The 25,599-nt window shown below is 63.7% G+C and carries 23 protein-coding genes; 10 read left to right on the top strand and 13 right to left on the bottom strand.

What is annotated here, in order from left to right:
* Positions 1–2: 2 nt before the first annotated feature.
* From ACMV8A_RS04585 to ACMV8A_RS04595, 3 genes are all read right to left on the bottom strand, one after another.
* On the bottom strand, positions 3–2,021 hold the full coding sequence (locus tag ACMV8A_RS04585; RefSeq protein ID WP_495324569.1) for a cytochrome c biogenesis protein ResB: 2,019 nt from the start codon (positions 2,019–2,021) through the stop codon (positions 3–5).
* 158 nt (positions 2,022–2,179) lie between these two features.
* Positions 2,180–2,779 carry a c-type cytochrome gene (locus ACMV8A_RS04590; protein WP_495324570.1) on the bottom strand — a complete coding sequence of 200 codons (600 nt, stop codon included), beginning with the start codon at positions 2,777–2,779 and terminating at the stop codon, positions 2,180–2,182.
* A gap of 23 nt (positions 2,780–2,802) precedes the next feature.
* Positions 2,803–3,111: a c-type cytochrome gene (locus tag ACMV8A_RS04595; protein ID WP_495324571.1), complete on the bottom strand. Its 309-nt coding sequence runs from the start codon at positions 3,109–3,111 to the stop codon at positions 2,803–2,805.
* A gap of 200 nt (positions 3,112–3,311) precedes the next feature.
* Between ACMV8A_RS04595 and yihA the strand changes: the two genes are divergently transcribed.
* Positions 3,312–3,950, top strand: coding sequence for a ribosome biogenesis GTP-binding protein YihA/YsxC (yihA, locus tag ACMV8A_RS04600; protein ID WP_495324572.1), 639 nt, complete (start codon positions 3,312–3,314; stop codon positions 3,948–3,950).
* A gap of 255 nt (positions 3,951–4,205) precedes the next feature.
* On the opposite strand, the gene polA is transcribed toward yihA, so the two are convergent.
* On the bottom strand, positions 4,206–6,923 hold the full coding sequence (polA, locus tag ACMV8A_RS04605; RefSeq protein WP_495324573.1) for a DNA polymerase I: 2,718 nt from the start codon (positions 6,921–6,923) through the stop codon (positions 4,206–4,208).
* A 75-nt stretch (positions 6,924–6,998) separates the two neighbouring features.
* Here polA and ACMV8A_RS04610 point away from each other — a divergent pair, with 75 nt between their 5' ends.
* The 6 genes from ACMV8A_RS04610 (at position 6,999) to ACMV8A_RS04635 (ending at position 11,250) form a co-directional block, all read left to right on the top strand.
* Positions 6,999–7,724, top strand: coding sequence for an LOG family protein (locus tag ACMV8A_RS04610; protein ID WP_495324574.1), 726 nt, complete (start codon positions 6,999–7,001; stop codon positions 7,722–7,724).
* Between the two features lie 8 nt (positions 7,725–7,732).
* Positions 7,733–8,062, top strand: coding sequence for a DUF2782 domain-containing protein (locus ACMV8A_RS04615; RefSeq protein ID WP_495324575.1), 330 nt, complete (start codon positions 7,733–7,735; stop codon positions 8,060–8,062).
* Between the two features lie 426 nt (positions 8,063–8,488).
* Complete coding sequence (locus ACMV8A_RS04620) at positions 8,489–9,034, top strand: TRAP transporter small permease subunit (protein WP_495324576.1); 546 nt, start codon at positions 8,489–8,491, stop codon at positions 9,032–9,034.
* A gap of 2 nt (positions 9,035–9,036) precedes the next feature.
* A complete protein-coding gene (locus tag ACMV8A_RS04625; RefSeq protein ID WP_495324577.1) occupies positions 9,037–10,419 on the top strand; it encodes a TRAP transporter large permease in 1,383 nt (460 codons plus the stop codon).
* A gap of 1 nt (position 10,420) precedes the next feature.
* Positions 10,421–10,918 (top strand): transcription elongation factor GreB, encoded by a 498-nt coding sequence (greB, locus tag ACMV8A_RS04630; protein ID WP_495324578.1) that lies wholly within the window; start codon positions 10,421–10,423, stop codon positions 10,916–10,918.
* Entirely contained in the window at positions 10,915–11,250 is a 336-nt protein-coding gene (locus ACMV8A_RS04635) for a YqcC family protein (protein WP_495324579.1), read from the top strand. The genes greB and ACMV8A_RS04635 overlap by 4 nt, the downstream gene beginning before the upstream one ends.
* A 40-nt stretch (positions 11,251–11,290) precedes the next feature.
* On the opposite strand, the gene ACMV8A_RS04640 is transcribed toward ACMV8A_RS04635, so the two are convergent.
* From ACMV8A_RS04640 to ACMV8A_RS04655, 4 genes are all read right to left on the bottom strand, one after another.
* Positions 11,291–11,791: a DsrE family protein gene (locus ACMV8A_RS04640; protein WP_495324580.1), complete on the bottom strand. Its 501-nt coding sequence runs from the start codon at positions 11,789–11,791 to the stop codon at positions 11,291–11,293.
* Positions 11,792–11,950: 159 nt separating this feature from the next.
* Positions 11,951–13,030, bottom strand: a complete 1,080-nt coding sequence (locus tag ACMV8A_RS04645) for a TRAP transporter substrate-binding protein (RefSeq protein ID WP_495324581.1) — start codon at positions 13,028–13,030, stop codon at positions 11,951–11,953.
* A 20-nt stretch (positions 13,031–13,050) separates the two neighbouring features.
* On the bottom strand, positions 13,051–15,210 hold the full coding sequence (gene uvrD / locus ACMV8A_RS04650; protein WP_495324582.1) for a DNA helicase II: 2,160 nt from the start codon (positions 15,208–15,210) through the stop codon (positions 13,051–13,053).
* A 35-nt stretch (positions 15,211–15,245) separates the two neighbouring features.
* Positions 15,246–17,699 carry a sensor domain-containing protein gene (locus tag ACMV8A_RS04655; protein WP_495324583.1) on the bottom strand — a complete coding sequence of 818 codons (2,454 nt, stop codon included), beginning with the start codon at positions 17,697–17,699 and terminating at the stop codon, positions 15,246–15,248.
* A 194-nt stretch (positions 17,700–17,893) separates the two neighbouring features.
* Between ACMV8A_RS04655 and ACMV8A_RS04660 the strand changes: the two genes are divergently transcribed.
* Positions 17,894–18,274 carry a group II truncated hemoglobin gene (locus ACMV8A_RS04660; RefSeq protein WP_495324584.1) on the top strand — a complete coding sequence of 127 codons (381 nt, stop codon included), beginning with the start codon at positions 17,894–17,896 and terminating at the stop codon, positions 18,272–18,274.
* A 53-nt stretch (positions 18,275–18,327) separates the two neighbouring features.
* Here the strand turns inward: ACMV8A_RS04660 and hemF are convergent, their stop codons facing one another.
* The gene (gene hemF / locus ACMV8A_RS04665) at positions 18,328–19,239 is read right to left on the bottom strand and encodes an oxygen-dependent coproporphyrinogen oxidase (RefSeq protein ID WP_495324585.1); all 912 of its coding nucleotides are present in this window, start codon (positions 19,237–19,239) and stop codon (positions 18,328–18,330) included.
* Positions 19,240–19,366: 127 nt separating this feature from the next.
* On the opposite strand from hemF, the gene purE reads away from it, so the two are divergent.
* Together purE and ACMV8A_RS04675 are read left to right on the top strand one after the other, a co-directional pair.
* On the top strand, positions 19,367–19,861 hold the full coding sequence (purE, locus tag ACMV8A_RS04670; RefSeq protein WP_495324586.1) for a 5-(carboxyamino)imidazole ribonucleotide mutase: 495 nt from the start codon (positions 19,367–19,369) through the stop codon (positions 19,859–19,861).
* Positions 19,858–20,943: a 5-(carboxyamino)imidazole ribonucleotide synthase gene (locus ACMV8A_RS04675; RefSeq protein WP_495324587.1), complete on the top strand. Its 1,086-nt coding sequence runs from the start codon at positions 19,858–19,860 to the stop codon at positions 20,941–20,943. The genes purE and ACMV8A_RS04675 overlap by 4 nt, the downstream gene beginning before the upstream one ends.
* Positions 20,944–20,951: 8 nt before the next feature.
* On the opposite strand, the gene tsaC is transcribed toward ACMV8A_RS04675, so the two are convergent.
* The 4 genes from tsaC to dprA all read right to left on the bottom strand — a co-directional run bounded on the left by tsaC (position 20,952) and on the right by dprA (position 25,523).
* Positions 20,952–21,512 carry an L-threonylcarbamoyladenylate synthase type 1 TsaC gene (gene tsaC, locus ACMV8A_RS04680; RefSeq protein WP_495324588.1) on the bottom strand — a complete coding sequence of 187 codons (561 nt, stop codon included), beginning with the start codon at positions 21,510–21,512 and terminating at the stop codon, positions 20,952–20,954.
* Positions 21,513–21,558: 46 nt separating this feature from the next.
* The gene (gene topA / locus ACMV8A_RS04685) at positions 21,559–23,874 is read right to left on the bottom strand and encodes a type I DNA topoisomerase (RefSeq protein WP_495324589.1); all 2,316 of its coding nucleotides are present in this window, start codon (positions 23,872–23,874) and stop codon (positions 21,559–21,561) included.
* A gap of 68 nt (positions 23,875–23,942) precedes the next feature.
* Complete coding sequence (locus ACMV8A_RS04690) at positions 23,943–24,419, bottom strand: DUF494 family protein (protein WP_495324590.1); 477 nt, start codon at positions 24,417–24,419, stop codon at positions 23,943–23,945.
* Positions 24,420–25,523, bottom strand: a complete 1,104-nt coding sequence (gene dprA, locus ACMV8A_RS04695) for a DNA-processing protein DprA (RefSeq protein WP_495324591.1) — start codon at positions 25,521–25,523, stop codon at positions 24,420–24,422. It lies immediately after the preceding gene.
* Between the last annotated feature and the right edge of the window lie 76 nt (positions 25,524–25,599).

Raw genomic sequence — 25,599 nt, forward strand, 5'->3', positions numbered from 1 at the left:
ATTCAACTTGCATCGACACGCTGCGGAAGCGTCTTTTCCAGTTCGGCCTGCAACGCGCGGAACTCATGCTCGAACTCCGTGCGGTTGCGGTGACCGCTACCGGCGAACAGCACCGCGCTGCCGGCGGTGCGCGGTGCCAGATAAACCCACACACGGCGCTGGTGCATGTAGAACATCATGAATACACCGACCATCAGCATAGCGCATCCGAGGTAGACGATATCCTTGCCCGGTGAACGGGCAATTTGCAGACCGCTGGCCTCGATATGGTCAAAGGCACTCAACTGCAGATAGAACGGCGAGCCATAAGCCCCCAGCATCGACAGGGTATTAAGGGCATCATCAAAGAACTGGCCATCCTCTTCCGAGATCCCCTGCGCCACATCAACACCCTCTGCACGCAGCACCTCGATGTACAACGCGCCCAACACGCCCTGTAATACGTTGACGTAGGAGTTGATAGCCTCCTGGCGCTGCTCGGCGGCGATGTTGGCCTCCGCGTGTTTGACCAGACCTTCAATGCCTTGCTCGGCGAACAACAGTACCAGGCGACCGATGGATTCGATCATCGTGGCACGCACCTGCTGGCTGGCCGCGTCGCTGTTCATCATATCGCCCAGCTGCGCCTCGACGATGCGGCGCACCCGGGCACCATCATGGGCCGCGGCCAGCAGCGCCATGAAGCGCTGCGGTGTGCCGGCGCCGTCGGCGGGGATGTAGAGATAACGGTATTCTTCGCTCGGCGTGGCGCGCATGCCGCTCATGAAGAAGCGCCGCCCCTGCAATTCCACCGGCAGCATGTAGTTGACATACTCCAGCGCCTCACCGGCCGGGTTGCGCAGGCGGAACACGAAGCTCGGGCCGTAGTTGCGGTGTTTCTTGCCGCTGGCATCGTCCTCATCAACGGGGAATATGTTGTACAGCTTGAAGTCGCTGAACTCCAGGGTGCGTTCGCCACGCGTGGTGGTCAGCCGCAGAAAGCGGTTCACGTTGCTGGTCAATTCCAGCGGTTCCTGATGCGGCAGATCCAGCGACCAGGCGCGCATGGTCAGGCCGGAACCGCCGTCGCCAAAGCTCGATTGATAGATGGCATAGCCCTTATAGATCAGTGGGTGATTCACTGCGATGGTCTGGCGCAACGGCTCGGCCAGGTCATCGTCGTGGATCACCAAATCGCTCTCGAATGACTTGGGCATGCCGGTGGGGTAGTGCTCGACACGGAACTGTTCCAGTTCGATGGTGAATGGCAATTCCTGCACCAGATAGCCGTCGCGCAGCTGGAGGAACACCACGCTGCTGGCGCCACCCTCGGGAATGCTGATGCTGCCACGGAAGGAGAGATTATCGGTCCCCAGCGTGCTCTCCGCCGGCACTTCGCTGGCGGGCAGGTCGCGCGTTTCCGCACGCAATTCGCCGCGCAATTCCTTCCACTTCAGCGGCAGGTTGCCGTCGATGAGGCCGCCGAGGCAGATCACCACGATGGAGACATGGGACAGGATGTAACCGAGGCGTCCGAGCGCGCCCTTCATGGCGGCCACGGTGGTCTGTTCGCCCTTGGCGTTCCTGCGCACACGGTAGCCGCGCGCATTCAGCAACGCTTCTGCACGTGCCGCCGCATCACCGCTACTGTAGGCGGTGTCCCACTCCGCCTTGAGGTGGAAGCTGCGCAACGACTTTTCCTGTACATCGACGCGGTAATGGCGCATGTCGCGCAGGATGTGCGGTGTATTGCGCCATACACACACCGAGGTGGAAATCAGGAGGATGCCCAGCAATACCAGGAACCACATCGCGCCATAGATATCGAACAGACCCAGCGCCCTGAACACCTCGAACCAGAACGGCCCGAATTTCATTACGTAATTGGTGTAGGGCTCGTTCTGCTGCAGTACCGTGCCGATGATGGAGGCAATGGCGATCACCACCAGCAGGGTGATGGCCAGATTCATCGAGCCGAGGAATTCGAGTGCAATGGCGCCCGTGCTGCGCCGCGGGCGCACGGGAGGTATCTTGTCGTTCAACTAAAACCCTGCCCTGAGTGATGTCGCGTGTGGTGTTTGAGCCGCGCAGCGCGCAGAAGTTGCGTGCTGCCGCTTTGGAGTTGCCGATGATAGCACGCAAAATGCAGAAGGGCGGCCATGGGCCGCCCTTCCAGGGGTGCTGCCGTACTGCGTGGATTTCAGTGCAGACCGGCGATGTACTCAGCCACCGCTTCGATCTGTGCATCGGTCATCTTGCTGGCGACGTCCCGCATCATGTTGGCCGGGTCGTTGCTGCGCTTGCCATCGCGGAAGTCCTTCAGCGCCTTGACGGTATAGGTCACGTGCTGACCGGCCAGGGCGGGGAACTTGGCGGCCGGGTTGCCGCTGCCGTTGGGGCCGTGGCAAGCCATGCAGGCCGCCAGGCCCTTGCTGGCATCCCCGGCACGGTACAAGGTCTCGCCGGGGGCGGCCTTCTCGGCATTGGCAGAACCGATGGTGTGCTTCTGGCTGGCGTACCAAGCGGCCAGGTCGGCCACATCCTGTTCGCTCAGCGGGGCGGCCATACCGGTCATGGTGTCATCCTTGCGTGCACCGGACTTGAAGTCCATCAGCTGCTTGCTGATGTACTGCGCGTGCTGACCGGCCAGGCTCGGCCACATCGGCACCATGCTGTTACCGTCCATGCCGTGGCAGGCGGCGCACACCGCGGCCTTGCCCTGGCCCGCGCTGGCGCTGCCGGCCGCATGGGCCGACCCGAGGGCGCCCAGCAGCAGGGCTGCAATCGCTAGTCTGTTCATTAAATTACCCAACTATTTGCTTGTTACTTGCTCTGGGAAACCATGTAGTCCGTGGCGGCCTTCAGGTCAGCTTCGGTGCAGGCGGCGCAGGTGCCCTTGGGCAGCATGGCGGTGCCCGGCTTGCCGTTGAGGGCCACGCCGTACAGCTTGTCCATGCCCTGGGCAATACGCGGGGCCCAGGCAGCCTTGTCGCCCAGACGGGGGGCGTTGGCGGCGCCAGAGGCGTGGCAGGCCACACAGGACTTGTCGTATACGGCCTTGCCGTCTGCGGCCTGGGCGGAAACGGAGATCATCATTGCGCCAGCAGCGCAGGCAACCAGGAACTTGTTCATTTAGCGGGCTCCTACTTCAAAAAGAAATCAATTCAGGAAAGCGTTTGATTATGCGGGTTGGCGTACGATAATGCCAAGCTTCGTATGCCCCCTCCAAAAAGACAGGGCTATATACCAACAATGGGATACGCCGGTCAACAACAGGGGCTGGGATACCGGCATTTTTCCCCTGAACTCCCGCCTAACCGGTGCAATTACTGATGAATGCCGTCAATCATTACCGCCAGGCCCAGTTCCTGCTCGGCGCCCAGCATCTGCACCAGCTGCCCGCCGATACGGGCATTGAGGTCGCCTTTGCCGGCCGCTCCAACGCCGGCAAATCCAGCGCCCTCAACACCATCACCGCCATCAAGGGGCTGGCGCGCACCAGCAAGACGCCGGGGCGCACCCAACAGATCAACCTGTTCGGCCTCGACGGGCAACGCCGCCTCGCCGACCTCCCGGGTTATGGCTACGCCAAGGTGCCGCCGGCCATCAAGGAGCACTGGCGCAAGACCCTGGAACAGTACTTCAACACCCGCAACTGCCTGCGCGGCCTGATCCTGCTCATGGACGTGCGCCACCCGCTCACCGAGTTCGATCAGATCATGCTGAACTGGTGCCGCCACCGGAACATGGCGGTGCATATCCTGCTGACCAAGGCGGACAAACTCAAGCGCGGGCCGGCCTCCGCCGCCCTGCAGCAGGTGCGCCGTTTCCTCGCCGCCTACCCGGAGGCCTCGGTACAGTTGTTTTCCGCCCATGACGGCCAGGGCGTGGATGAGGCGCGGGCATTGCTGGATCGCTGGTTTGGCTACGGCGCCGACGCGGCGGAAGAAATGACGCCGGCCGAGGGTTAGGCAAAAAAAAGCCCCGGTGCCGAAAGGGGGGGGGAAGGCAGCCGGGGCGTATCTAAATTGCCCGGCTTAGGGGGAGGAAGCCGGGCAGTTGTTCCCACCAGGGAGAGAAGAGTGGGAAAGCGCAGAGCGCTTGACCAATACGACTGACCCCGACCCAAAAAGTTCTGCGATTCCCCAATCGCATCATTAATTATTTTAATGTCGTCAATTAATTTACCCAATGAACCCGGCGTGCCGCGCTCGCCAGAGCACGGCTCAATGCGCCTCATCCCAGTTGCCGCCCACCCCGACATCCACCACTAGCGGCACCTTGAGTTCCGCAGCACCGGCCATCAGGCGGGGGATCTCGGCCTTGGCGGTATCCAGATAGTCTTCCGCCACCTCGAACACCAGTTCGTCGTGGACCTGCATGATCATGCGCACCTTGCCGCCGCTGCCCTGCTGCCACGGCTCGACGGCAATCATGGCGCGCTTGATGATGTCGGCGGCGGTGCCCTGCATCGGGGCGTTGATGGCCGTGCGCTCGGCGTACTGGCGGCGCTGGGCATTGCTGGCCTTGATGTCGGACACGTACAGGCGGCGGCCGAACACGGTTTCCACGTAGCCTTGCGCGCGCGCGCTCGCGCGCGTCTCATCCATGTAGCGGCGCACGCCGGGGTAACGCTCGAAGTAGCGGTCCACATAGGTCTGCGCGGCGGCGCGATCGATGCCGAGCTGGCGCGCCAGGCCGAAGGCGGACATGCCGTAGATGAGGCCGAAGTTGATGGCCTTGGCACTGCGGCGCATGTCGGCGCTCACCTCGGCCGGCGTCACGCCGAACACCTCGGCGGCGGTGGCGCGGTGGATGTCCTCGCCGGCGGCAAAGGCCGTGAGCAACCCCTCGTCGCCGGACAGGTGCGCCATGATGCGCAGCTCGATCTGTGAGTAGTCAGCCGCCAGTAGCTTGCAGCCCTTGGGGGCGATGAAGGCCTGGCGGATGCGGCGGCCCTCGGTGGTGCGCACCGGGATGTTCTGCAGATTGGGATCGGACGATGAGAGACGCCCGGTGGCGGCCACCGCCTGATGATAGGAGGTGTGCACGCGGCCGCTGCGGCGGCTCACCTGCTCGGGGAGGCGATCGGTGTAGGTGGACTTGAGCTTGGCCATGCCGCGGTGCTCCAGGATCAGGCGCGGCAGGTCGTAACCGTCCAGGGCCAGCTCCTGCAACACCTCCTCCGCCGTGGAGGGCTGACCGGTGGGGGTCTTCTTCAGCACCGGCAGTTGCAGGCGCTCGAACAGGATTTCCTGGATCTGCTTGGGCGAACCCAGATTGAACGGCCCTCCGGCGGCGCTGTAGGCCGCCTGTTCGATTTCATTCATGCGCAGCGCCAGTTCAACGCTCTGCCGCCTCAGCATCGCCACGTCCACCAGCACCCCAGCGCGCTCCATGCGCGACAGGATCGGCACCAGGGGCAGCTCGATCTCCTCATAGACCCGCTTCAGCGCCGGCTCGGCGGCGACGCGGGGCCACAGGGTCTGGTGCAGTTGCAGGGTGATGTCGGCATCCTCGGCGGCGTACTCCGCCGCCGGTTCGATGGGCACCTGGTTGAAGCTGAGCTGCTTGGCGCCCTTGCCGGCCACCTCTTCGAAGCTGATGGTCTTGCGCCCCAGGTACTTGAGGGCCAGGGAGTCCATGTCGTGGCGGGTGGCGGTGGAATCCAATACATAGGATTGCAGCATGGTGTCGTGGGCGATGCCGCGCAGGGTGATACCGTGATTGGCCAGCACACTCATGTCGTACTTGAGGTTCTGCCCCAATTTCGGCCGGTGCGGGTCTTCCAGCAGCGGCTGGAGCCGCTCCAGCACCTCGTCCCGGCCGAGCTGGTCGGGTGCGCCCGGATAGTCGTGGGCCATGGGCACATAGGCGGCCCGCTCCGGCTCCACCGCGAAGGACACGCCGACGATCTCGGCGTCCATGTAGTCCAGGCTGGTGGTCTCGGTGTCGAAGGCAAACAGTTCCGCCCCCCTCAGCCGTACCAGCCAGTTGTCCAGCTGCGCCATCGTCAGCACCGTGTCGTAGTGTCGACGGGCGACAGCCGCCGGTGTTTCCGGCTCCGCCGTCACGACCTCACCGCTACCCAGCAGCTCGGCCAGCCAGCCCTTGAACTCCATGCGCCCATACCACTCACGCAGTGCATCCGTATCCGGCGCCGTGCGGCGCAGTTCCTGTGGCCCCTGCGCCAGCGGCACGTCACACTTGATGGTCACCAGCTGGCGCGACAGCGGCAGGAAACCGAGACTTTCCCGCAGGTTGTCGCCAATCTTCCCCTTGATCGCCTCCGCATGGGCGATGATCGCATCCAGGGAACCGTATTCCTGCAACCATTTCACCGCTGTCTTCGGTCCCACCTTGGGCACGCCGGGCACGTTATCGCTGGTATCGCCGATGAGGGCCAGGTAGTCGATGATGCGCTCCGGCGGCACACCGAACTTTTCCACCACCCCAGCCGGGTCCAGCACCGTGTCGGTCATGGTGTTGACCAGGGTGACGTGGCCGTCCACCAGCTGGGCCATGTCCTTGTCGCCGGTGGAGATCAGCACCGGCATCCCGGCGGCGGCGGCCTGCCGCGCCAGAGTGCCGATGACGTCGTCTGCCTCCACGCCCTCCACCATCAACAGCGGCAGGCCCATGGCGCGCACGATGGCGTGCAGCGGTGCGATCTGGGAGGCCAGTTCCGGTGGCATGGGGGGACGATGCGCCTTGTACTCGGCGTAGAGCTCATCGCGGAAGGTCTTGCCCTTGGCGTCGAATACCACCGCCATGTGTTCCGGGTCGTAGTCATTGAGCAGCCGGCGCAGCATGTTGACCACGCCGTACACGGCGCCGGTGGGTTCGCCGCGGGAGTTGGTCAGGGCCGGCAGGGCATGGAAGGCGCGATATAAGTAGGAGGAGCCGTCCACCAGGACCAGCGGCTTTGCGTTCGGGTCGGACATGGGTGTGATTTGTTGTCTGCGTGGCGAAAATTACGACTACAATAGCCGCTTTGCCGTTACCCGCGCGACCCTTCCATGAGCGACGACCACAAATCACACCACCCGGGCATGACGCCCATCGACGATTCCGCCCTGAGCCGCGAGTCGTGGAAGATCTTCCAAATCATGGCGGAGTTCGTCGAGGGCTTCGAACGCCTGGCGCGCATCAGCCCGTCGGTATCCATCTTCGGCTCGGCGCGTTTCGCCCCCGATCACCCCTACTACAAACTCACCGAGGACATCGCCCGCGCCCTGTCCGATGCCGGCTTCTCGGTGGTGAGCGGTGGCGGCCCCGGCATCATGGAGGCGGCCAACAAGGGCGCCTTTGCCGGCAAGTCACCGTCGGTGGGCCTCAACATCCAGCTGCCCCACGAACAACTGGGCAACCCCTACCAGGACATCCGCCTGTCCTTCCGCCACTTCTTCTCGCGCAAGGTGATGTTCGTGAAATACGCCGCCGCCTACGTGGTGATGCCCGGCGGCTTCGGCACCCTGGACGAGCTGGCGGAGATCCTCACCCTGGTGCAGACCGGCAAGACCCGCCGCATCCCCATCATCCTGGTGCACAGCCCGTTCTGGAATGGCCTCATCGACTGGTTCCGCAACACCCTGGTGGCGGAAAAGACCATCAGCCCGGAAGACATGGACCTGTTCCAGGTGCTGGACCAGCCCCAGGACGTGGTCAATGCTATCTTCAACCACTACGAACACCGCGGCTTCGAACCCTCCGCCGAAGAGCGGGAAATCCTCCTCGACCTGTGACCCGACCCATGCGCACTCTCCTGTTCACCGCCGCCTTCCTGCTCGCCGGTTCCGTCTCTGCCGCAGAGCAGCCGGATCCCCTGCCGCCGCCGCCACTGCCGGACGCAGCCGCCATCCAGGAGGCCGAGGAGCTGCAACCCGAGGTCACCATCCGTACCCGCGACGACGCCACCGTGGAGGAATACCTCGTCAACGGCCGCCTCTACATGGTCAAGATCACCCCCGCCCGCGGCTATCCCTATTACCTCATCGACAGCGATGGCGACGGCCGTTTCGACACCCGCCGCAACGAACTGGACCCGCCCAGTATCAACCAGTGGATCCTGTTCCGCTGGTAAGTGCCTGATTCGCCTGTGGCGCGCCATTTGAGGGCAGATCGTTATCCACAAAACCTGTGGATAACTCTGTGGACGAAGTGGTGACACCCCGGTCCAGGGCGCACCGCCACTGGCCCGGTCTTAAAACGGTCACACTTTGACCACTCAGAAATATTCGTTATTATTCAATAAGTTAACAAATATTATGCGCCTTGCGACGCAAGCGGACACTTACTTGCGGCGAGGGGCGTTGTCCTTGGCCACTGTGTGCATAAAGCTCAGGGACACTGTAGGAAAACGCCTACGAATTGTAAGCCATTGGGGAGGGTACGTCAGACCATCGCCGCTGGCCGCAAGCGTGCCTTCCGTCACGCCACGTCCCACGGTTTGCCCCTGTCACAAGCCCTTCCGTACAATGGCCCACTCTTTCACCAACCCGATACTCCAATGACGCCGCTGGAACGGATCGCCGTCTTCATCGATGCCCTGAGTGAATGGACCGGACGGGCCGTCGCCTGGCTGACCCTGGCCATGGTGCTGGTGACCTGCGTGGTGGTAGTGTTGCGCTATGCCTTCAATCTGGGCTGGATCGCCGTGCAGGAAGCCATCACCTACCTGCACGCCGTGGTGTTCATGCTCGGTGCTGCCTACACCCTGCGCCACGACGGCCATGTGCGCGTCGACATCTTCTACCGCCGTTTTTCGCCCCGCGGCCAGGCCTGGGTGGATCTGCTCGGCACCCTGCTACTGCTCGTCCCGGTATGTGTGTTCATCCTGTGGGTGAGCTGGGACTATGTGGCCGCCTCCTGGTCGCTGCGCGAGGGTTCGCGTGACACCGGTGGCCTGCCCCTGGTGTATCTGCTGAAGAGCGTCATCCCGCTGATGGCCCTGCTGCTGCTGGTGCAGGGGTTCGCCCAGGCGCTGCGCAGCCTGCTGGTGCTGCAGGGCCATCCCGAGGACGCGCCGGCCCACGACGCCAAGGTGGAGTTGTAGCCATGGAATGGCTGGCGCTGCTGCTGTTCCTCGCCGTCTGCCTGGTGCTGCTGGCCGGCTACCCGGTGGCCCTCAGCCTGGCCGGCACCGCCCTGCTGTTCGCCTTCGGCGGCGCCGCCTTCGGCGCGTTCGACATCACGCTGTTGCAGGCCCTGCCCAACCGCCTGTACGGCATCATGACCAACGAAACCCTCATCGCCGTGCCACTGTTCGTATTCATGGGCGTAATGCTGGAGCGCTCCAGGGTGGCGGAAAACCTGCTCGACACCATGGCGGCGCTGTTCGGCCCGCTGCGCGGCGGTCTCGGCATTTCGGTGGTGGTGGTGGGCATGCTGCTCGCCGCCAGCACCGGCATCGTCGGCGCCACCGTGGTGACCATGGGCCTGCTGTCCCTGCCCACCATGCTCAAGCGCGGCTACAGCCCGCAGCTTGCCGCCGGCACCATCTGCGCCTCCGGCACCCTGGGCCAGATCATCCCGCCCTCCATCATCCTGATCCTGCTCGGCGACGTGCTGTCCTCCGCCTACCAGCAGGCGCAGCTGGACATGGGCATCTTCGCGCCGGAAACGGTGTCCGTGGGCGACCTGTTCGCCGGCGCACTGATTCCGGGCCTGGTGCTGGTGCTGCTCTACGTCGTTTACCTGATCGGCGTCGCGGTGCTGAAACCGACAGCCATGCCGGCCCTGCCGCCGGAAGATCGGGCGCTGCGCGGCACCGCCCTGCTACGGAGGCTGTTCACCGTGCTGCTGCCGCCGCTGCTTTTGATCCTGGCCGTGCTCGGCTCGATCATGGGCGGCATCGCCACCCCCACCGAGGCTGCTGCCGTCGGCGCCATCGGCGCCATGCTGCTTGCCGCCAGTCAGCGCCAGTTCAACCTCGCCATGCTCAATCAGGTGATGCGCAGCACCACCCAGATCACCGCCATGGTGTTCCTCATCTTCATCGGCGCCTCGCTGTTCGCCCTGGTGTTCCGCGGCTACGGCGGCGACGAGCTGATCAAGGAGCTGCTGTCCGACCTGCCTGGCGGTGTCATCGGCGCCATGCTCATCGTCATGCTGGTGATGTTCCTGCTCGGCTTCATCCTCGATTTCATCGAGATCACCTTCGTGGTGGTGCCCATCGTGGCACCGATCCTGCTCGCCATGGGCCTCGACCCCATCTGGCTCGGCGTGATGATCGCCATCAACCTGCAAACCTCGTTCCTCACCCCACCCTTCGGCTTCGCCCTGTTCTACCTGCGCGGCGTGGCACCGCCGCAGATCAGCACGGCGCAGATCTACCGCGGCGCGATCCCCTTCATCCTCATTCAGTTGCTGATGCTCGGTCTGCTGGCCCTGTGGCCGGAACTGGCCACCTGGCTGCCCGGTGTACTGTACGGCCGCTGACATGTCGCGCTACCGCCCGCCGCAACCGCGCAGCTCGCTGTACATCACCGCAGCCGGTTATCAACGCCTGCAAGCGGAGCTGCACGACCTGTGGCAACGCCGCCACGAGGTGGTCAAGGCGCTGTCCGCCGCCGCCGCCGAAGGCGACCGTTCGGAAAACGCCGAGTACATCTACCGCAAGAAGGAGCTGCGCGAGATCGACCGGCGCATCCGCTACCTGCAGAAGCGTCTGCCGGAACTCACTGTGGTGAGTGCGGCGCCAAGCGACCCGTCGCGGGTATATTTCGGCGCCTGGGTGAGCGCGGAGGATGAGGAGGGTGCAGAACACACTTGGCGCATCGTCGGCCCGGACGAATTCGACCCCGAGCAGGGCTGGATCAGCATGGATGCGCCGCTGGCGCGCGCATTGATGAAGAAGCAGCTGGACGATGAAGTGGAGATTGAGCTGCCCAGGGGCAGGACACGCTACTGGATCACCGCCATACGCTATACGCCATGACCACCGCCCGCCACCACCACATCGCCGATCTGCTGCTCGCCATCGAACAGGAGATGCGCCGCATCGGGCTGTGGGAAGACGTGGCCCCTTCAGCCGCCGCTCTGGCCAGCCCCCTGCCCTTCTGCCATGACACCCTGGAGTTCCACCAGTGGCTGCAATGGGTATTCCTGGCGCGCATGCGTACCCTGCTGCAAAGCGGCGCGCCCCTGCCTACGGCCTGCGACATCCATCCCCTGGCCGAGCACAGCTTCCTGGAGTTGCCGCAGGACACGGCACGGCTGCTGAAACTGATCGGCGAAATCGATCGAACGATCAGCCGTAGGCCAGGTTAATGCAGCGCAAGCCGAACGGTGAGAGTCATGTCGCTCGACCTCACCGAATATCTTCAATGGTGTGGTTGCGCTCCGGCACCTGCGGCGTGATCAGTGCATGGCCCTGCATCTGCCAGTGCACCAGCTCGGTAAACGCTGAAGGCACCAACTCAATGAAGTCGTAGAAATCTTCTGGGCCGTAGTGATAGTCCTCGGCGGCCATGGCACAGACCTTGAACTCTACGCCCAGGCTGGCGTAGTAGCGCATGCGCTCCACCTCATCGCGGTATTTGTCGTAGTTCTTGCGCGCCACCGTCACCAGCTCGGTGCCGTGCAGCACCACCTTGATGGACATCATCTCCGGCGCAAAGTCGTAAGGCTCCTGTGACAGTGGATTGATCAGAGCGCGTATCCAGAACAGGGCCGGCCCCATCTTGGCGGGGTGGTCCAGGTAGAAGTCGTACACCACTTGCGGCGGCTGGTAGGGCGGCGTGGTGATGCGCGCCTCGGCTATGGCGTGGGATGACAACAGCAACAACAGGGGAATGAGTGCAGCACGCATGATGGCCTCCAGTGAGGTGGGCCGACAATACTGCAACTATAGCCTGCGGATCAGGCTTCAACCCGATAATCGCGGCGGGTGAGAGAGTGTCAAATGGTTACGGTGTAGCCCGGACGCCACTATGCTGCATCCGGGCTACCCTCCCTGCTTGACGCCTGACTATGTCCCTGCCCGCGCATTGAGGAAGGCGCGCTCCGACACGTCGTGCCAGGCCACCACCTGATCGCGGAACTTGACGAACGACTCGTAGACCTTCCTGGATATCGGATCCTTGGCGGCGATATCCGCCACCACGGCATCCGAAGTCGCCTTCAGTTCGCGCAGCACATCGTCGGGGAACTTCTTCAACTGCACCTTGTGCCGCGTCACCAGGGTGTGCAGCGCCTCATTGTTGCGCGCGGTGAACTCGGACAGGCCATCCATGTTGGCAGCCTTGCAGGCGGTGAGCACGATGGTCTGCAAGTCCTTGGGCAATGCCTTGAAGGCCTTCTCGTTGATGAAGCACTCCAGCACGGTTCCTGGCTCGTGCCAGCCCGGGTAATAGTAGAACTTGGCCGCCTTGTGCAGACCGAAGGCGAGGTCGTTGTAGGGACCGACCCACTCCACCGCGTCGATGTTGCCCGATTGCAGGGCCTGGTAGATCTCGCCACCGGGCAGGTTCACCGGCGTACCACCCAGACGCTGCAATACCTCGCCGCCGAGGCCGGGGATGCGCATCTTCAGGCCCTTAAGGTCGGCGACGCTCTTGATCTCCTTGTTGAACCAGCCGCCCATCTGCACGCCCGTGTTGATGGCGGCGGTCGGAATCAGACCGAAGGGTTTGTACACCTCCTCCCACAGCGCCATGCCGCCGCCGTGATACAGCCAGGCATTCATCTCCTGCGCCGTCATACCGAACGGCACCGCGGCGAAGAACTGCGCCGCCTCGCTCTTGCCCTTCCAGTAATAGGAGGCACCGTGGCCCATCTCCGCCGTGCCACGCGACACCGCATCGAAGATCTCGAAAGCCGGCACCAGCTCGCCCGCGCCGAACACCTTTACCTCGATGCGCCCGCCACTCATTTCCTCGATCAATTTGGCCAGATGATTGGCCCCGGTACCCATGCCGGGAAAGTTCTTTGGCCAAGTAGTGACCATCTTCCACTTGAACTGCGGCGCCGCCTGGACCAACGGCGTGGCCGCTGCGCCCGCCAGCACCGCACCGGCACCAGCACCCTTGATGAAGTCACGACGTTTCATGGTTAGCTCCCTTGCTTTGGTTATACCGCTGCCAGATTGGCATAGGCCAGCACCAGCCACTTGCTGCCCACGTGATCGAAATTGACCTGCACCCGCGCCTGCGCCCCCTGGCCTTCGTAGGTGAGCAGCACGCCTTCGCCGAACTTGGGATGCACCACGCGCTGGCCGAGGCGCAGACCTTCCGGCGCGGCTGTTGCCGTGGCACCGCCGTGGAAGGCCGGCTGGCTGACGCCGCCGCGCAGGCGGATCTCCTCGATGAACTCCGCCGGCACCTCGCGGACGAAGCGCGAGGGGCGGGTGTATTTTTCCTCGCCGTAGAGGCGACGCACCTCGGCGTAGGTGAGAAACAGCCGCCGCATGGCGCGGGTCATGCCGACATAGGCCAGGCGCCGCTCCTCTTCCAGCCGCCCCGGCTCGTCCATGGACATCTGGTGCGGAAACAGCCCCTCCTCCATGCCGCAGAGAAACACCAGCGGAAACTCCAACCCCTTGGCCGAGTGCAGTGTCATCAACTGCACCGCATCGTCCCATTCGTCGGCCTGGCCCTCGCCGGCCTCCAGGGCCGCATGGGCGAGGAAGGCGTCCAGTGGACGCATGTCACCGTGGGTCTCCGCGTCGAACTCGAATTCGCGCGCGGCATTGACCAACTCCTCCAAGTTCTCGATGCGGGCTTGGCCCTTCTCGCCCTTTTCCTTGCGGTAGTGCTCGATGAGACCACTCATTTGCACCACATGCTGGGCCTGTTCGTGCAGATCTAGACCCACGGTATCGGCGCTCAAGGCGTCGATCAAATCGGCGAAGCCCTTGAGGGCATTGGCGGCGCGTGCCGCCAGCAGGTTGCGGGCGAGGATATCGTTGGCGGCCTGCCACAGGGACAGGCCGTGCTCACGGGCGTGATCGCGCACCGCCTGTACGGTGCGCTCGCCGATGCCGCGTGTCGGCGTGTTCACCGCGCGCTCGAACGAGGCGTCGTCGTGACGATTGGCCACCAGGCGCAGGTAGGCTAGGGCATCCTTGATCTCCTGCCGCTCGAAGAAGCGCAGGCCGCCATAAATGCGATAGGGCATCTGCGCCTGCATCAACGCCTCTTCCAGCACGCGCGACTGGGCATTGGAACGGTACAGCACCGCGGCCTCATCGCGGCGATGGCCTTCGTTCACCCACTGGCGGATCTGCTCCACCACGAAGCGCGCCTCTTCCAGTTCGTTGAAGGCGCCGTACAGGCGGATCGGCTCACCCTGCGCCCCCTCAGTCCACAGCTCCTTGCCCAAACGATCGGTGTTGTGATCGATGAGGGCATTGGCGGCCTTGAGGATGGTGGCGGTGGAGCGGTAGTTCTGCTCCAGGCGGATGAGCTGCACATCGCTCAGGTCCTTGCGGAACTGGTGAATGTTTTCCACCTTGGCGCCGCGCCAGCCATAGATGGACTGATCATCATCGCCCACCGCGAACACCTTGCCGCTGTCGCCGGCCAGCAGGCGCAGCCAGGCGTACTGAATGGCGTTGGTGTCCTGGAATTCGTCCACCAGGATGTGGCGGAAACGCTGGCGGTAGTGCGCCAGCACATCGGGGCGCTTGAGAAACAGTTCATGGGCGCGCAGCAGCAGCTCGGCGAAGTCCACCTGGCCGCTGCGCTGACAAGCCTCCTCATAGCTCTGGTAGAGCTGCACCATCATCTTCAGGTAGGGGTCACCGTAATGCTCCACCGCTGGCGGGCGCACGCCCTCGTCCTTGCGCGCATTGATGAAACCCACCACCTGCCGCGGCGGCCAGCGCGCGTCGTCGACGCTGGCCTCACGCATCAGGCGCTTGACCAGACGCTGCTGATCCTCGCTGTCCATGATCTGGAACGACTGCGGTAGACCGGCCTCCTGCCAGTGGGCACGCAGCAGGCGGTGGGCCAGGCCGTGGAAGGTGCCGACCCACATGCCGCCTATCGGCGCCTGTAACAGCGCCTCGATGCGGCCGCGCATCTCGTGCGCCGCCTTGTTGGTGAAGGTGACCGCCAGGATCGACCAGGGCGAGACATGTTCAGCGCGGATCAACCAGGCGATGCGGTGGGTGAGGACACGGGTCTTGCCGCAGCCGGCGCCGGCGAGGATCAGCAAATTGCCCGGGGGGGCGCATACGGCCTCGCGCTGGGCCGGGTTGAGGTGTTCTAACAAGTCGGAGACATCCATGCGCCGATTGTAACAAATCAGCCGCGGGGCGTTTCTTATCGCATATATTCGCTGAAGGCTTCCGCCGGCATCGGCCGGGCGTAGTAAAAACCCTGCATCATGTCGCACTCTGCCCGGCGCAGGAATGCCTCCTGCTCGATGGTTTCCACACCCTCGGCGACCACCCGCAGGTCCAGGCTATGTGCCATGGCGATGATCGCCTCCACCAGGGCCACATTGTCCGGATTGTCCGGCAACCCCTCGATGAACTCGCGGTCGATCTTCAACAGGTCTACCGGGAAGCGCTTGAGATAGCTGAGCGAGGAATAACCTGTGCCGAAGTCGTCCACCGCCAAATGTACGCCGGCGGCACGCAGACGGTTGAGCATCGCCACCACTTCATCGGTATGCTCCATCATGAGCCGTTCGGTAATTTCCAGCTTGAGCGCCTCGGGAGGCAACCCCCATTGTTGCAGGGCCTGCTGTACGTTTTCCCAACACCCATCCAACTTGCACTGCTCGGCGGAGACATTGACGGCCACCACCAGCTCGCGGCCCTGTTCCCGCCAGGCCGCGCATTGGCGAATGGCCTGTAGCAATACCCACTTACCCAGGGGAGCGATCACCCCGATCTCCTCGGCCAGGGGAATGAACTCGTCCGGCGACACCATACCCAATTCCGGGTGATGCCAGCGCAGCAGGGCCTCGGCACCGAGCAGCACCGCATCACTGCCGTTGACGATGGGCTGGTAATACAACTCGAACTCACCGCGATCCAGGGCGCGGCGCAGATCATGCTCCAGGCGCAGGCGGCGTACCGCCGCCTCATTCATTTCCTGGGTAAAGTAACGATAGGTGTTGCGGCCGGCCTGTTTGGCACGGTACATGGCGCTGTCGGCATTGCGCATCAAATCTTCAATACTGGCGGCATCACGGGGATAGAACGTGATGCCGATACTGCCGGAAACAAAGGTCTCATGACCGTCGAGCAGAATCGGCTCCGCCAACCGGCGCAGGATATAGTCAGCCGTCTGCTCTGCATCATGGGGCGAGCCGATATCGGGCAGGACTACGGTGAATTCATCGCCACCGAGTCGGGCCACCGTAGCCATTTCATTGACGCAGCTCTTGAGGCGGTGCGCCACTTCCTGCAACAAGTGATCACCGGCATTGTGGCCGAGCGTGTCATTGACCCACTTGAAACGGTCCAGGTCGATGAACATCAAGGCGACCTGCCAGCCCTCGTGATGGGCGGCCTGCAAAGCCTGGGCAAGGCGGTCGGTGAACAAGGTTCGGTTCGGCAATCCGGTGAGCGCATCAAAATTGGCCTGGCGCCAGATCTTCTGCTCGTCGCGCTTGCGTCGCGTGATGTCGGAAAAGATCGCCATGTACTGCTGCACCTGGCCATCCGCATCCTTGATGGCGACGATGGACAACCACTCCGGAAATACCTCGCCGCTCTTGCGCCGGTTCCATACTTCGCCCTGCCAACGCCCCATGCGCTGCAACGTCGTCCACATCTGGGCGTAAAACGCCTCGGTGTGGCGACCCGAGCGCAGCAGCTTGGGATCCTGGCCGATGACCTCATCGGCGCTGTAGCCGGTGATATGGGTAAAGGCCGGATTGACGGCGATGATGCGGTTGGCGGCATCGGTGATAAGGATCGCTTCGGAGGTATTGGCGAAAAAGGTCGCGGCGCGACGCAACTGCTCTTCGGTGCGTTTCTGTTCCGTGATATCGGTATAGAAACCGAATGCGTAGCGCGGCACGCCATCGGCATCGCGCAAGGTGGTGGCATTGACACGCACCTCCACCGGCTGGCCGTCCTTGCGCACCAGCGCCAGCTCATAGCGGCGGTGTTCCAGGCTGGCAATGCGCGCCAGCTGCGCGGCCAGGCGCGCCCGGTTTTCACCCTCGGTAAACTCCGGCAATGCCCGCCCAAGCAATTCGCCGGACGGATAGCCCAGCATGGCGCAGGCCGCCTCGTTGACTTCAACGATACGAAACTCCCGGGCGTCGATGAGGATGTAGCCCTCGGCGGTGTTGCGCACGATGGCACGATACTTTTCCTCGCTGGCGCGTAGCGCGGCCTCGGCGGCAACACGCTCCGTAATGTCATGGACAATGGAATACAACAGGGTGCGGCCATCGATGAGCACCGGGCCGGAGTGCACCTCCACATGACGTACCTCGCCGCTGGCAAGGCGATGGCGGAAGAAGAAATGACTGCGTCGCTCTGCCTGAGCGGCCGCCATTTCCGCGGCCAGTTCCTCCGGTGACAGGATGTTTATGTCGCTGATGCGGCGCGCCAGCAGTTCCTCGCGCCGGTAACCGTAGTAAGCCACGGCCGCCTGATTGGCGTCGACGATGGCCCCACCCTGCGGATCGATGAGCAGTTCCACCGCCTTGTTGCTGTCGAACAGAATGCGGTAACGCTCACTGGCATCCTGCGGGCAATGCAGCCCCAGGGCCGCGCGCAGACGTCGCGACCAAGCCTGAATCAGGGACACAGGCGCAACCCTCTGGCAGGCAGCCACAACAGGGGGGAATTAATGGCGGGCATGGTCTCCGAATCTGATACGTGGGGCAGTTCCCCTGGAGGCCTTCCGCTGGCGGCGTTGCCGAGTACGGGTGCTACACTTCCGTCGCGGCATTTATCGCGGCTACATTAAACACCATTTCGCAAATCACTGTCACGAAGACCATGGAAAACTCCCATTACCAACGCATCGGCGGCGAACCGGCGGTACGTGCCCTGGTGCAGCGTTTCTACCAATTAATGGATGGCCTGCCGGAGGCCGCCGGGATCCGCGCCATGCACGCGCGCAATCTCAAGGGTTCAGAGGAGAAACTGTTTCTGTTCCTCAGCGGCTGGCTCGGTGGCCCGGCGTTATATGTGGAGAAATACGGCCATCCGCGCCTGCGCCAACGCCACATGCCCTTCCCCATCGACGACTGCGCGCGGGATCAGTGGATGGCCTGCATGCGCCAGGCCATGGTGGATGTGGGTATCGAGGAAGGATTGCGTCATGAGCTGGAGGCGGCCTTTTACAAAGTGGCCGATTTCATGCGCAACCGGGAATGACCGGGCGGAGACACCGCAAAGACGCCAACCAGTTTTGGTGCAGAACGGTTTTGTCAACGCAGCCAATCGCGCGGCGGCAGGAAGCGCTCATACAATTCTGCTTCGGGGCTACCAGGTACCGGATGCCAGTCATAACGCCACTTCACCAGTGGCGGCAGGGACATCAGAATCGATTCGGTGCGGCCGCCCGATTGCAGACCAAACAACGTACCGCGATCCCACACCAGATTGAACTCCACGTAGCGGCCGCGGCGATAGAGCTGGAAGTCGCGCTCGCGCTCACCGTAGGGGGTATCACGGCGGCGCCGGGCAATGGGCAAGTAGGCACCGAGATAGCTGTCGCCAACGCTTTGCAGGAAGGCGAAGCATGGCTCGAAACCCCAGGCGTTGAGGTCGTCAAAGAAGATGCCGCCGACACCACGCGCCTCATTGCGGTGCTTGAGAAAAAAGTATTCGTCGCACCACTGCTTGTAGCGCGGATAGACGTCCGCGCCAAACGGTGCGCAGGCATCGCGTGCCGCCCGATGCCACTGCGCCACATCCTCTTCAAAGCCGTAATACGGCGTCAGGTCATAGCCGCCGCCGAACCACCACAAGGGCTGCTCGCCCGGTTTCTCCGCCACAAAGAAGCGCACATTCATGTGGGAGGTGGGCACATAGGGATTGCGCGGGTGCAGCACCAGCGACACCCCCATCGCCTGCCAGGAACGGCCGGCCAGCTCGGGCCGCGCCGCCGTCGCCGATGGCGGCAGGCTGTCGCCCATCACATGGGAGAAATTCACACCACCCTGCTCGAACAAGGCGCCCCCGGCAAGCACACGCGTGTGGCCACCACCACCTGTCGGTCGTTGCCAGGCATCCTCCTGAAACACCGCGCCACCGTCTTCCTGCGCCAGGGCCGTGCACAAACGGTCCTGCAGGGCACGGAGATACTGTTCGACACGAGTGGAATCCGGTGGGGTCATGGGCTGGGCTCACGGAGGACACGGGAAGGGCTGATTCTAGCAAAGCCCGGCGGCGCAGCGGCGGGGGCAAAAGCGGTGTAAAATCGCGCCTTTCCGGCCCGTGGGCCGCAAGCCAAGGAGACTACACATGCAGCCGTTGGTCGGCCTCATCATGGGTTCGAAGTCGGACTGGGACACCATGAGCCATGCCGCGGGCATGCTCGACAAGCTGGGCGTGCCCTATGAAACCCGCGTGGTCTCGGCCCACCGTACCCCGGACCTGCTGTTCGACTATGCCACCTCGGCCGAGGGCCGCGGCCTGGAGGTGATCATCGCCGGTGCCGGCGGTGCCGCCCACCTGCCGGGCATGGTCGCCGCCAAAACCGTGTTGCCGGTACTGGGCGTGCCGGTGCAGTCCAAGGCCCTCAACGGCATGGACTCGCTGCTGTCCATCGTGCAGATGCCCGCCGGCATCCCGGTGGCCACCCTCGCCATCGGCACCGCCGGCGCCGCCAATGCCGGCCTGCTCGCCGCCGCCATCCTCGGCGCCAAGCATCCGCAATTCCGCCAGGCCTTGGCCGCGTTCCGCCAGAACCAGACCGACACCGTGCTGGCCAACCCCGATCCGCGGGAGGGCGCATGAGGGTAGGAATCCTCGGCGCCGGGCAACTGGCGCGCATGCTGGCGCTGGCCGGCCATCCCTTGGGGATGCGTTTCGCCTTTCTCGATCCGACAGGGGACAGTTGCGCCGCCGTGCTGGGCGAACATCATTGCGGCGCTTATGACGATACCGCGTTGCTCGATCGTTTCGCCGCCGCAGTGGACGTGGTCACCTACGAATTCGAGAACGTGCCGGTGGCCTGCGTGGAGTATCTGGCGCGCCAGCGCCCGGTCTGGCCGTCGGCCCAGGCCCTGCACACCGCACAGGACCGGCTGCACGAGAAGACCCTGTTCCGCGAACTGGGTATCGCCACGCCGCCGTTCCAGGCCGTGAACAGCCTGGAGGAACTGCAACAGGCTGTGACTGCCATCGGCCTGCCTGCCGTGCTCAAGACGCGCCGCCTTGGTTACGACGGCAAGGGCCAGGCGGTGCTGCGCCGGCCGGAGGACATCGCTGCCGCTTGGCAGCGTATCGGCGGCGTACCCCTGATCCTCGAAGGCTTCATCGCTTTCCAGCGCGAGGTGTCGATCATCGCAGTGCGCGGCCACGACGGTGAGATCCGCTACTACCCGCTGGCAGAGAACGTTCACCGCAACGGCATCCTCCACCTCTCGCGCAGCTGCGCGGGCGACACGATGCAGGGCCAGGCCGAGGCGTACATTCGGCGGCTGCTGGAAAAACTGGACTATGTGGGTGTGCTGGCGCTGGAGCTGTTTCAAGACGGTGCGCGCCTCATCGCCAACGAGATCGCGCCACGGGTACACAACTCCGGTCACTGGACTATCGAAGGTGCCCAGACCAGCCAGTTCGAGAACCACCTGCGTGCCGTGTGCGGCCTGCCGCTGGGCAGCACTGCGGCGCTCGGCCATGCTGCCATGCTCAACTTCATCGGCACCCTGCCGCCACGGCAGACAGTGCTCGCTCTGGAAGACACGCACCTGCATTACTACGGCAAGGAAGAGCGCGCCGGCCGCAAGGTGGGTCATGCCACGGTGCGTGCGGCCGACGCCACCACACTGGATACGCGGCTACAGCGCCTGCTCGACGTCACCGGGCTGAGGTAGCGCCCGCCTCAACCGGCCCGCACCACGCGATCGCTGCGACCGTCGCGGATCTCGGTGGGCTTGTCCAGACCGCCCAGCGGACCGTGCAGGATGAAGTCGAGGCGGTCGCCGAACACCCGTTGCACGGTGAGGGGATTGCGCGCCGGCGGCCGCGCGCTGATGTTGGCGCTGGTGGAGACGATGGCGCCACCGAACTGGCGGCACAACGCCGCCGCCAATGGGTGCGCCGTGACGCGCACCGCGAGGGAATCATGGCTGCCGCGCAGCCACACCGGCACGCTGTCCGGCACCGGCAACAACCAGGTCACGGGGCCGGGCCAGGTGGCCAGCACCTTACGCCGCAGCGTCTCGGACAACGGGCCGACATAGGGTTCGAGCTGGGCGAAATCGGCAGCGATGAGGATCACGCCCTTTTCCAGCGGCCGCCGTTTCAACTCCAGCAGGCGCAGCACGGCGCGTGCATCCAGGGGATTGCAGCCGACACCGTAGACGGCCTCCGTGGGATAGGCGATGACCCCGCCCGCGCGCAACGCCCGCGCAGCCTCATGTACCTGCCAGGGACTGCTCATCACCGTTTTCCGTGTTCAGATCGAACCATCAGCCGCCTGGATGGGATCACTCTTCGGCATCACTGCCGCCCGGCGGCGCCACCTGTTCGGCGTAGCCGCACTCCTTCTGTGGGCAGACCTTTTCGGTGCCGCGGCGCTTGGTGGTCTTGAGGGTGAGGATAGGCCAGCCGCACTGCGGGCACGGCTCATTGATCGGCGGATTCCATACGGCGTACTTGCAGTCCGGATAGGTGTTGCAGGAATAGAACAACTTGCCGTAACGCGACTTGCGCTGCACCAGGGTGCCCTTCTTGCATTCGGGGCAGGTGACGCCGGTATCGGCCGGTTTTTCCAGCGGCTCGATGAACTTGCACTTGGGGTAGGCCGAGCAGCCGATGAACTTGCCATAACGGCCCTGGCGGATGATCAGCGGCGAATCACACTTGGGGCAGGTGCGACCTTCCACGATCTCCGGTGGCGCCTCTTCCTTCTGTTCGGCGGTTTCGTTCAGGTTGCGCGTGTAGTCACACTCGGGATATCCGCTGCAACCAATGAAACGGCCGCGGCGGCCTAAACGGATGGACAACGGCTTGCCGCACTTGGGGCAGGACTCGTCCATCGCCTCCTGGGTGACGTCCTTGCGGCTGACGTCCTTCTCCTTGGTTTCTACCAGCTCCTGGAACGGCCCCCAGAACTCCTCCATCACCGGCACCCAGTCCTTCTCGCCGCGCGACACCTCATCCAGCTCGTCTTCCAGGTGCGCGGTGAAGTCGTAGTCCACGTACTTGGTGAAATGCTCGGTGAGGAACTTGTTGACGATGCGGCCGACATCGGTGGGAATGAAGCGCTTCTTGTCCATCTCCACGTACTCGCGCTGCTGCAGCGTCGAGATGATCGAGGCATAGGTGGAGGGACGGCCGATACCGTACTCTTCCAGTGCCTTCACCAGCGAGGCCTCCGAGTAGCGCGGCGGCGGCTCGGTGAAATGCTGTTCGGTGCGGATCGCCTTGAGGCCGATGCTCTCGCCTTCCTTGAGGGGCGGCAACAGACGATTGTCCTCGTCTTCATCCTTCTTGGCGTCATCGACACTCTCTTCGTACACCGCCATGAAGCCCGGGTGCACCACGGTGGAGCCGTTGGCGCGGAAGATGTTGCCTTCCCCGGCCCCAAGGTCCACCGCCACGGTGTCGATGGTGGCGTGGATCATCTGGCAGGCCAGGGTGCGCTTCCAGATCAGCTCGTACAACTTGTGCTGCTCTTTGGTCAGATGATCCCTGAGCGCGTCCGGCTCGCGCAACACGGAGGTCGGGCGTACCGCCTCGTGCGCCTCCTGGGCATTCTTCGATTTGGTCTTGTAGGTCCGCACCTCTTTCGGCACGTTGTCAGCACCGAAACGCTGGGCGATGTAGGCACGGATCTCGTCCAGCGCCTCCTGGGCCAGGTTTACCGAGTCGGTACGCATGTAGGTGATGAGGCCGACAGTCTCGCCGCCGATGTCGATGCCTTCGTACAACTGCTGCGCCGTGCGCATGGTGCGCTGCGCCGTGAAGCCCAGCTTGCGCGAGGCCTCCTGTTGCAGGGTGGAGGTGGTGAATGGCGCCGCCGGATTGCGCTTGCGCTGCTTCTTTTCCACCTTGCTCACCACCAGCGTGCCGCCGGCGGCCTTGGTCAGCGCCTTTTCCGCCGCCTTGGCCTGCTTGCTGTCGGTAATGGAAAACTGCGTGATCTTCTCGCCGGCGAGTTGGATCAGCTTGGCGGAAAAGACCTGCTTGGCGGCCAGGGCGTCGGCCTCGATGGTCCAGTATTCACGCGCCTTGAAGGCCTCGATCTCCAGTTCGCGTTCGACGATCAGGCGTAGCGCCGGACTCTGCACACGGCCGGCGGACAGGCCGCGGCGGATCTTCTTCCACAGCAGCGGCGACAGGTTGAAACCGACCAGATAATCGAGGGCGCGGCGCGCCTGCTGGGCATTGACCAGATCCATGGCCAGTTCGCGCGGATGCTCGGTGGCCTCCTGGATCGCCTTCTTGGTGATTTCGTGAAACACCACACGGGCCACCTGTTTGCCCTTGAGCAGACCGCGTTCCTTCAGGATTTCCAGCAGATGCCAGGAGATGGCCTCGCCTTCGCGGTCCGGGTCAGTGGCCAGGTACAGGCTGTCGGCCTTGGCCAGCGCCTTGGCAATGGCATCGACGTGTTTTTCGTTCTTGTCGATGAGCTGATACTTCATGGCAAAACGATGCGCCGTATCGACGGCCCCTTCCTTGGGCAGCAGGTCGCGCACGTGACCATAGGAGGCCAGCACCTCGAAATCCTTGCCCAGGTATTTCTTGATGGTCTTGGCCTTGGCCGGCGATTCAACGATGACGAGATGCTTGCTCATACTGCTTCCTTAAAAAAACAATGCCCGCGTAACGCGGGCATACCTTGTGGCGGAGAGGGGTGGCGTGCTCAGTGCAGTACACCCGCTGTCTCGTCCAGGACCAGGTCTTCCATCCACGCAAACGCCGCCTCGCGGCCAGGCTGGTTGAACAGGACCATCAGGATCACCCATTTGAGCTGCTCCAGGTCCACCTCTTCCTCCTCCAGCGCCATCACCCGGTCGATGACCATTTCGCGCGTGGCGGAGTCGAGCACGCCCATCTGTTCCATGAACAGGATAAAACCGCGGCACTCGGTGTTGATCTTCTCCAGCTCCGGCTCGGAATAGAGACGGAAGGAGCCGGACGGCACGACCGCCGGCGGCGCATCGTCCTGCAACTCGGCCAGGCCTTCCAGCCAGTCGAAGGCCTTGCGGATCTCGTTTTGCCTGAAGCCCGCCTCCAGCAACACCTCTTGCAACGCGTCCTGATCCTCGTCGAAACCTATCTCATCTTCCATATAGTTTTCAAACAGGTACATCAGGACGTCAAACACGTTTTGCTTCATTCAGAGGCTCTCTTTGCTGGTCCGGGCATAACCCCCGCCCGCCGCGGAGGCTACATAACCCTCCAGTTCCAGTAATAACAGCATGGAGGAAACGGCATCGGCCGTCAATCCGCTGCGTTCCACCAGAATGTCCACGGCAGTGGGCGCGAAATCGAGGCAATCGAGCAGGTGCCGGTAGTCTGCATCGAGATCAAATTCACTTACTAATGGCGCGGACTCTTGCGTCAGTATGGCACGCAGCTGGGGCGCCAACTCCTCCAACACGTCCTGCGCCGTCTCCACCAATTTGGCGCCATCGCGGATCAGACGATGGCAACCACGCGCCAGTGGATTGTGTATCGAGCCGGGGATGGCGAACACCTCGCGCCCCTGTTCCGCAGCACTGCGCGCGGTGAGCAGCGAACCGCTGCGCAGCGCCGCCTCCACTACCAGCGTACCGAGAGACAGGCCACTGATGATGCGGTTGCGCCGTGGGAAATGGCCGGGCAGTGGCGGTGTCCCGGGCGGATATTCACTCACCAGGGCACCGCCGCCATCGACGATGGCATGGGCCAGGTCGCGGTGACGCGCCGGATAGATGCGATCGGGGCCGGTGCCGAACACGGCGATGGTCTGCCCCCGCGCCGCGAGGGCACCACGGTGGGCGGCACCGTCGATGCCCAGGGCCAGACCACTGGTGATGGTGAGGCCGGCACCGGCCAGCACACAGGCAAACTGCTGCGCGGTCTCTTCGCCCAGGGACGTCGGGTTGCGGCTGCCCACCATCGCCAGCTGCGGCTGTATCAACGCATGCACATTGCCGTGCACATACAGCACGGGCGGCGCATCATGCACCTGCGCCAGCAGGGGCGGATAACGCGGGTCATCCCGCGTGATGATGGCGCGCCCGTCACCGGCCCAGGCAAGGTCGCGCTCCACCGCGTCCCAGGCGGGCACGCGCAGCGCGTCGCGCAGTTCGCCTTCCAGGGTGGTATCGCGCCCACCTTGTTCGAACAGTTGACGTGGCGAGCCGTGGCGAGCCAGCAGTTCGTGCAGGCGCACCGGCCCGACACCGGGCAGATGCAGCAGGGCCAGCCAGTAGTGGAGGTCGTCGCGGGTGGTCATCGTGGTCAGCCATGTCCCTATAGCCAGGCGGCAGTATAGCGGTAATCACCCGGCACAAAAATGCAAACGGCGCCCG

It is taken from the genome of Sulfurivermis sp. (genome assembly GCF_059410345.1).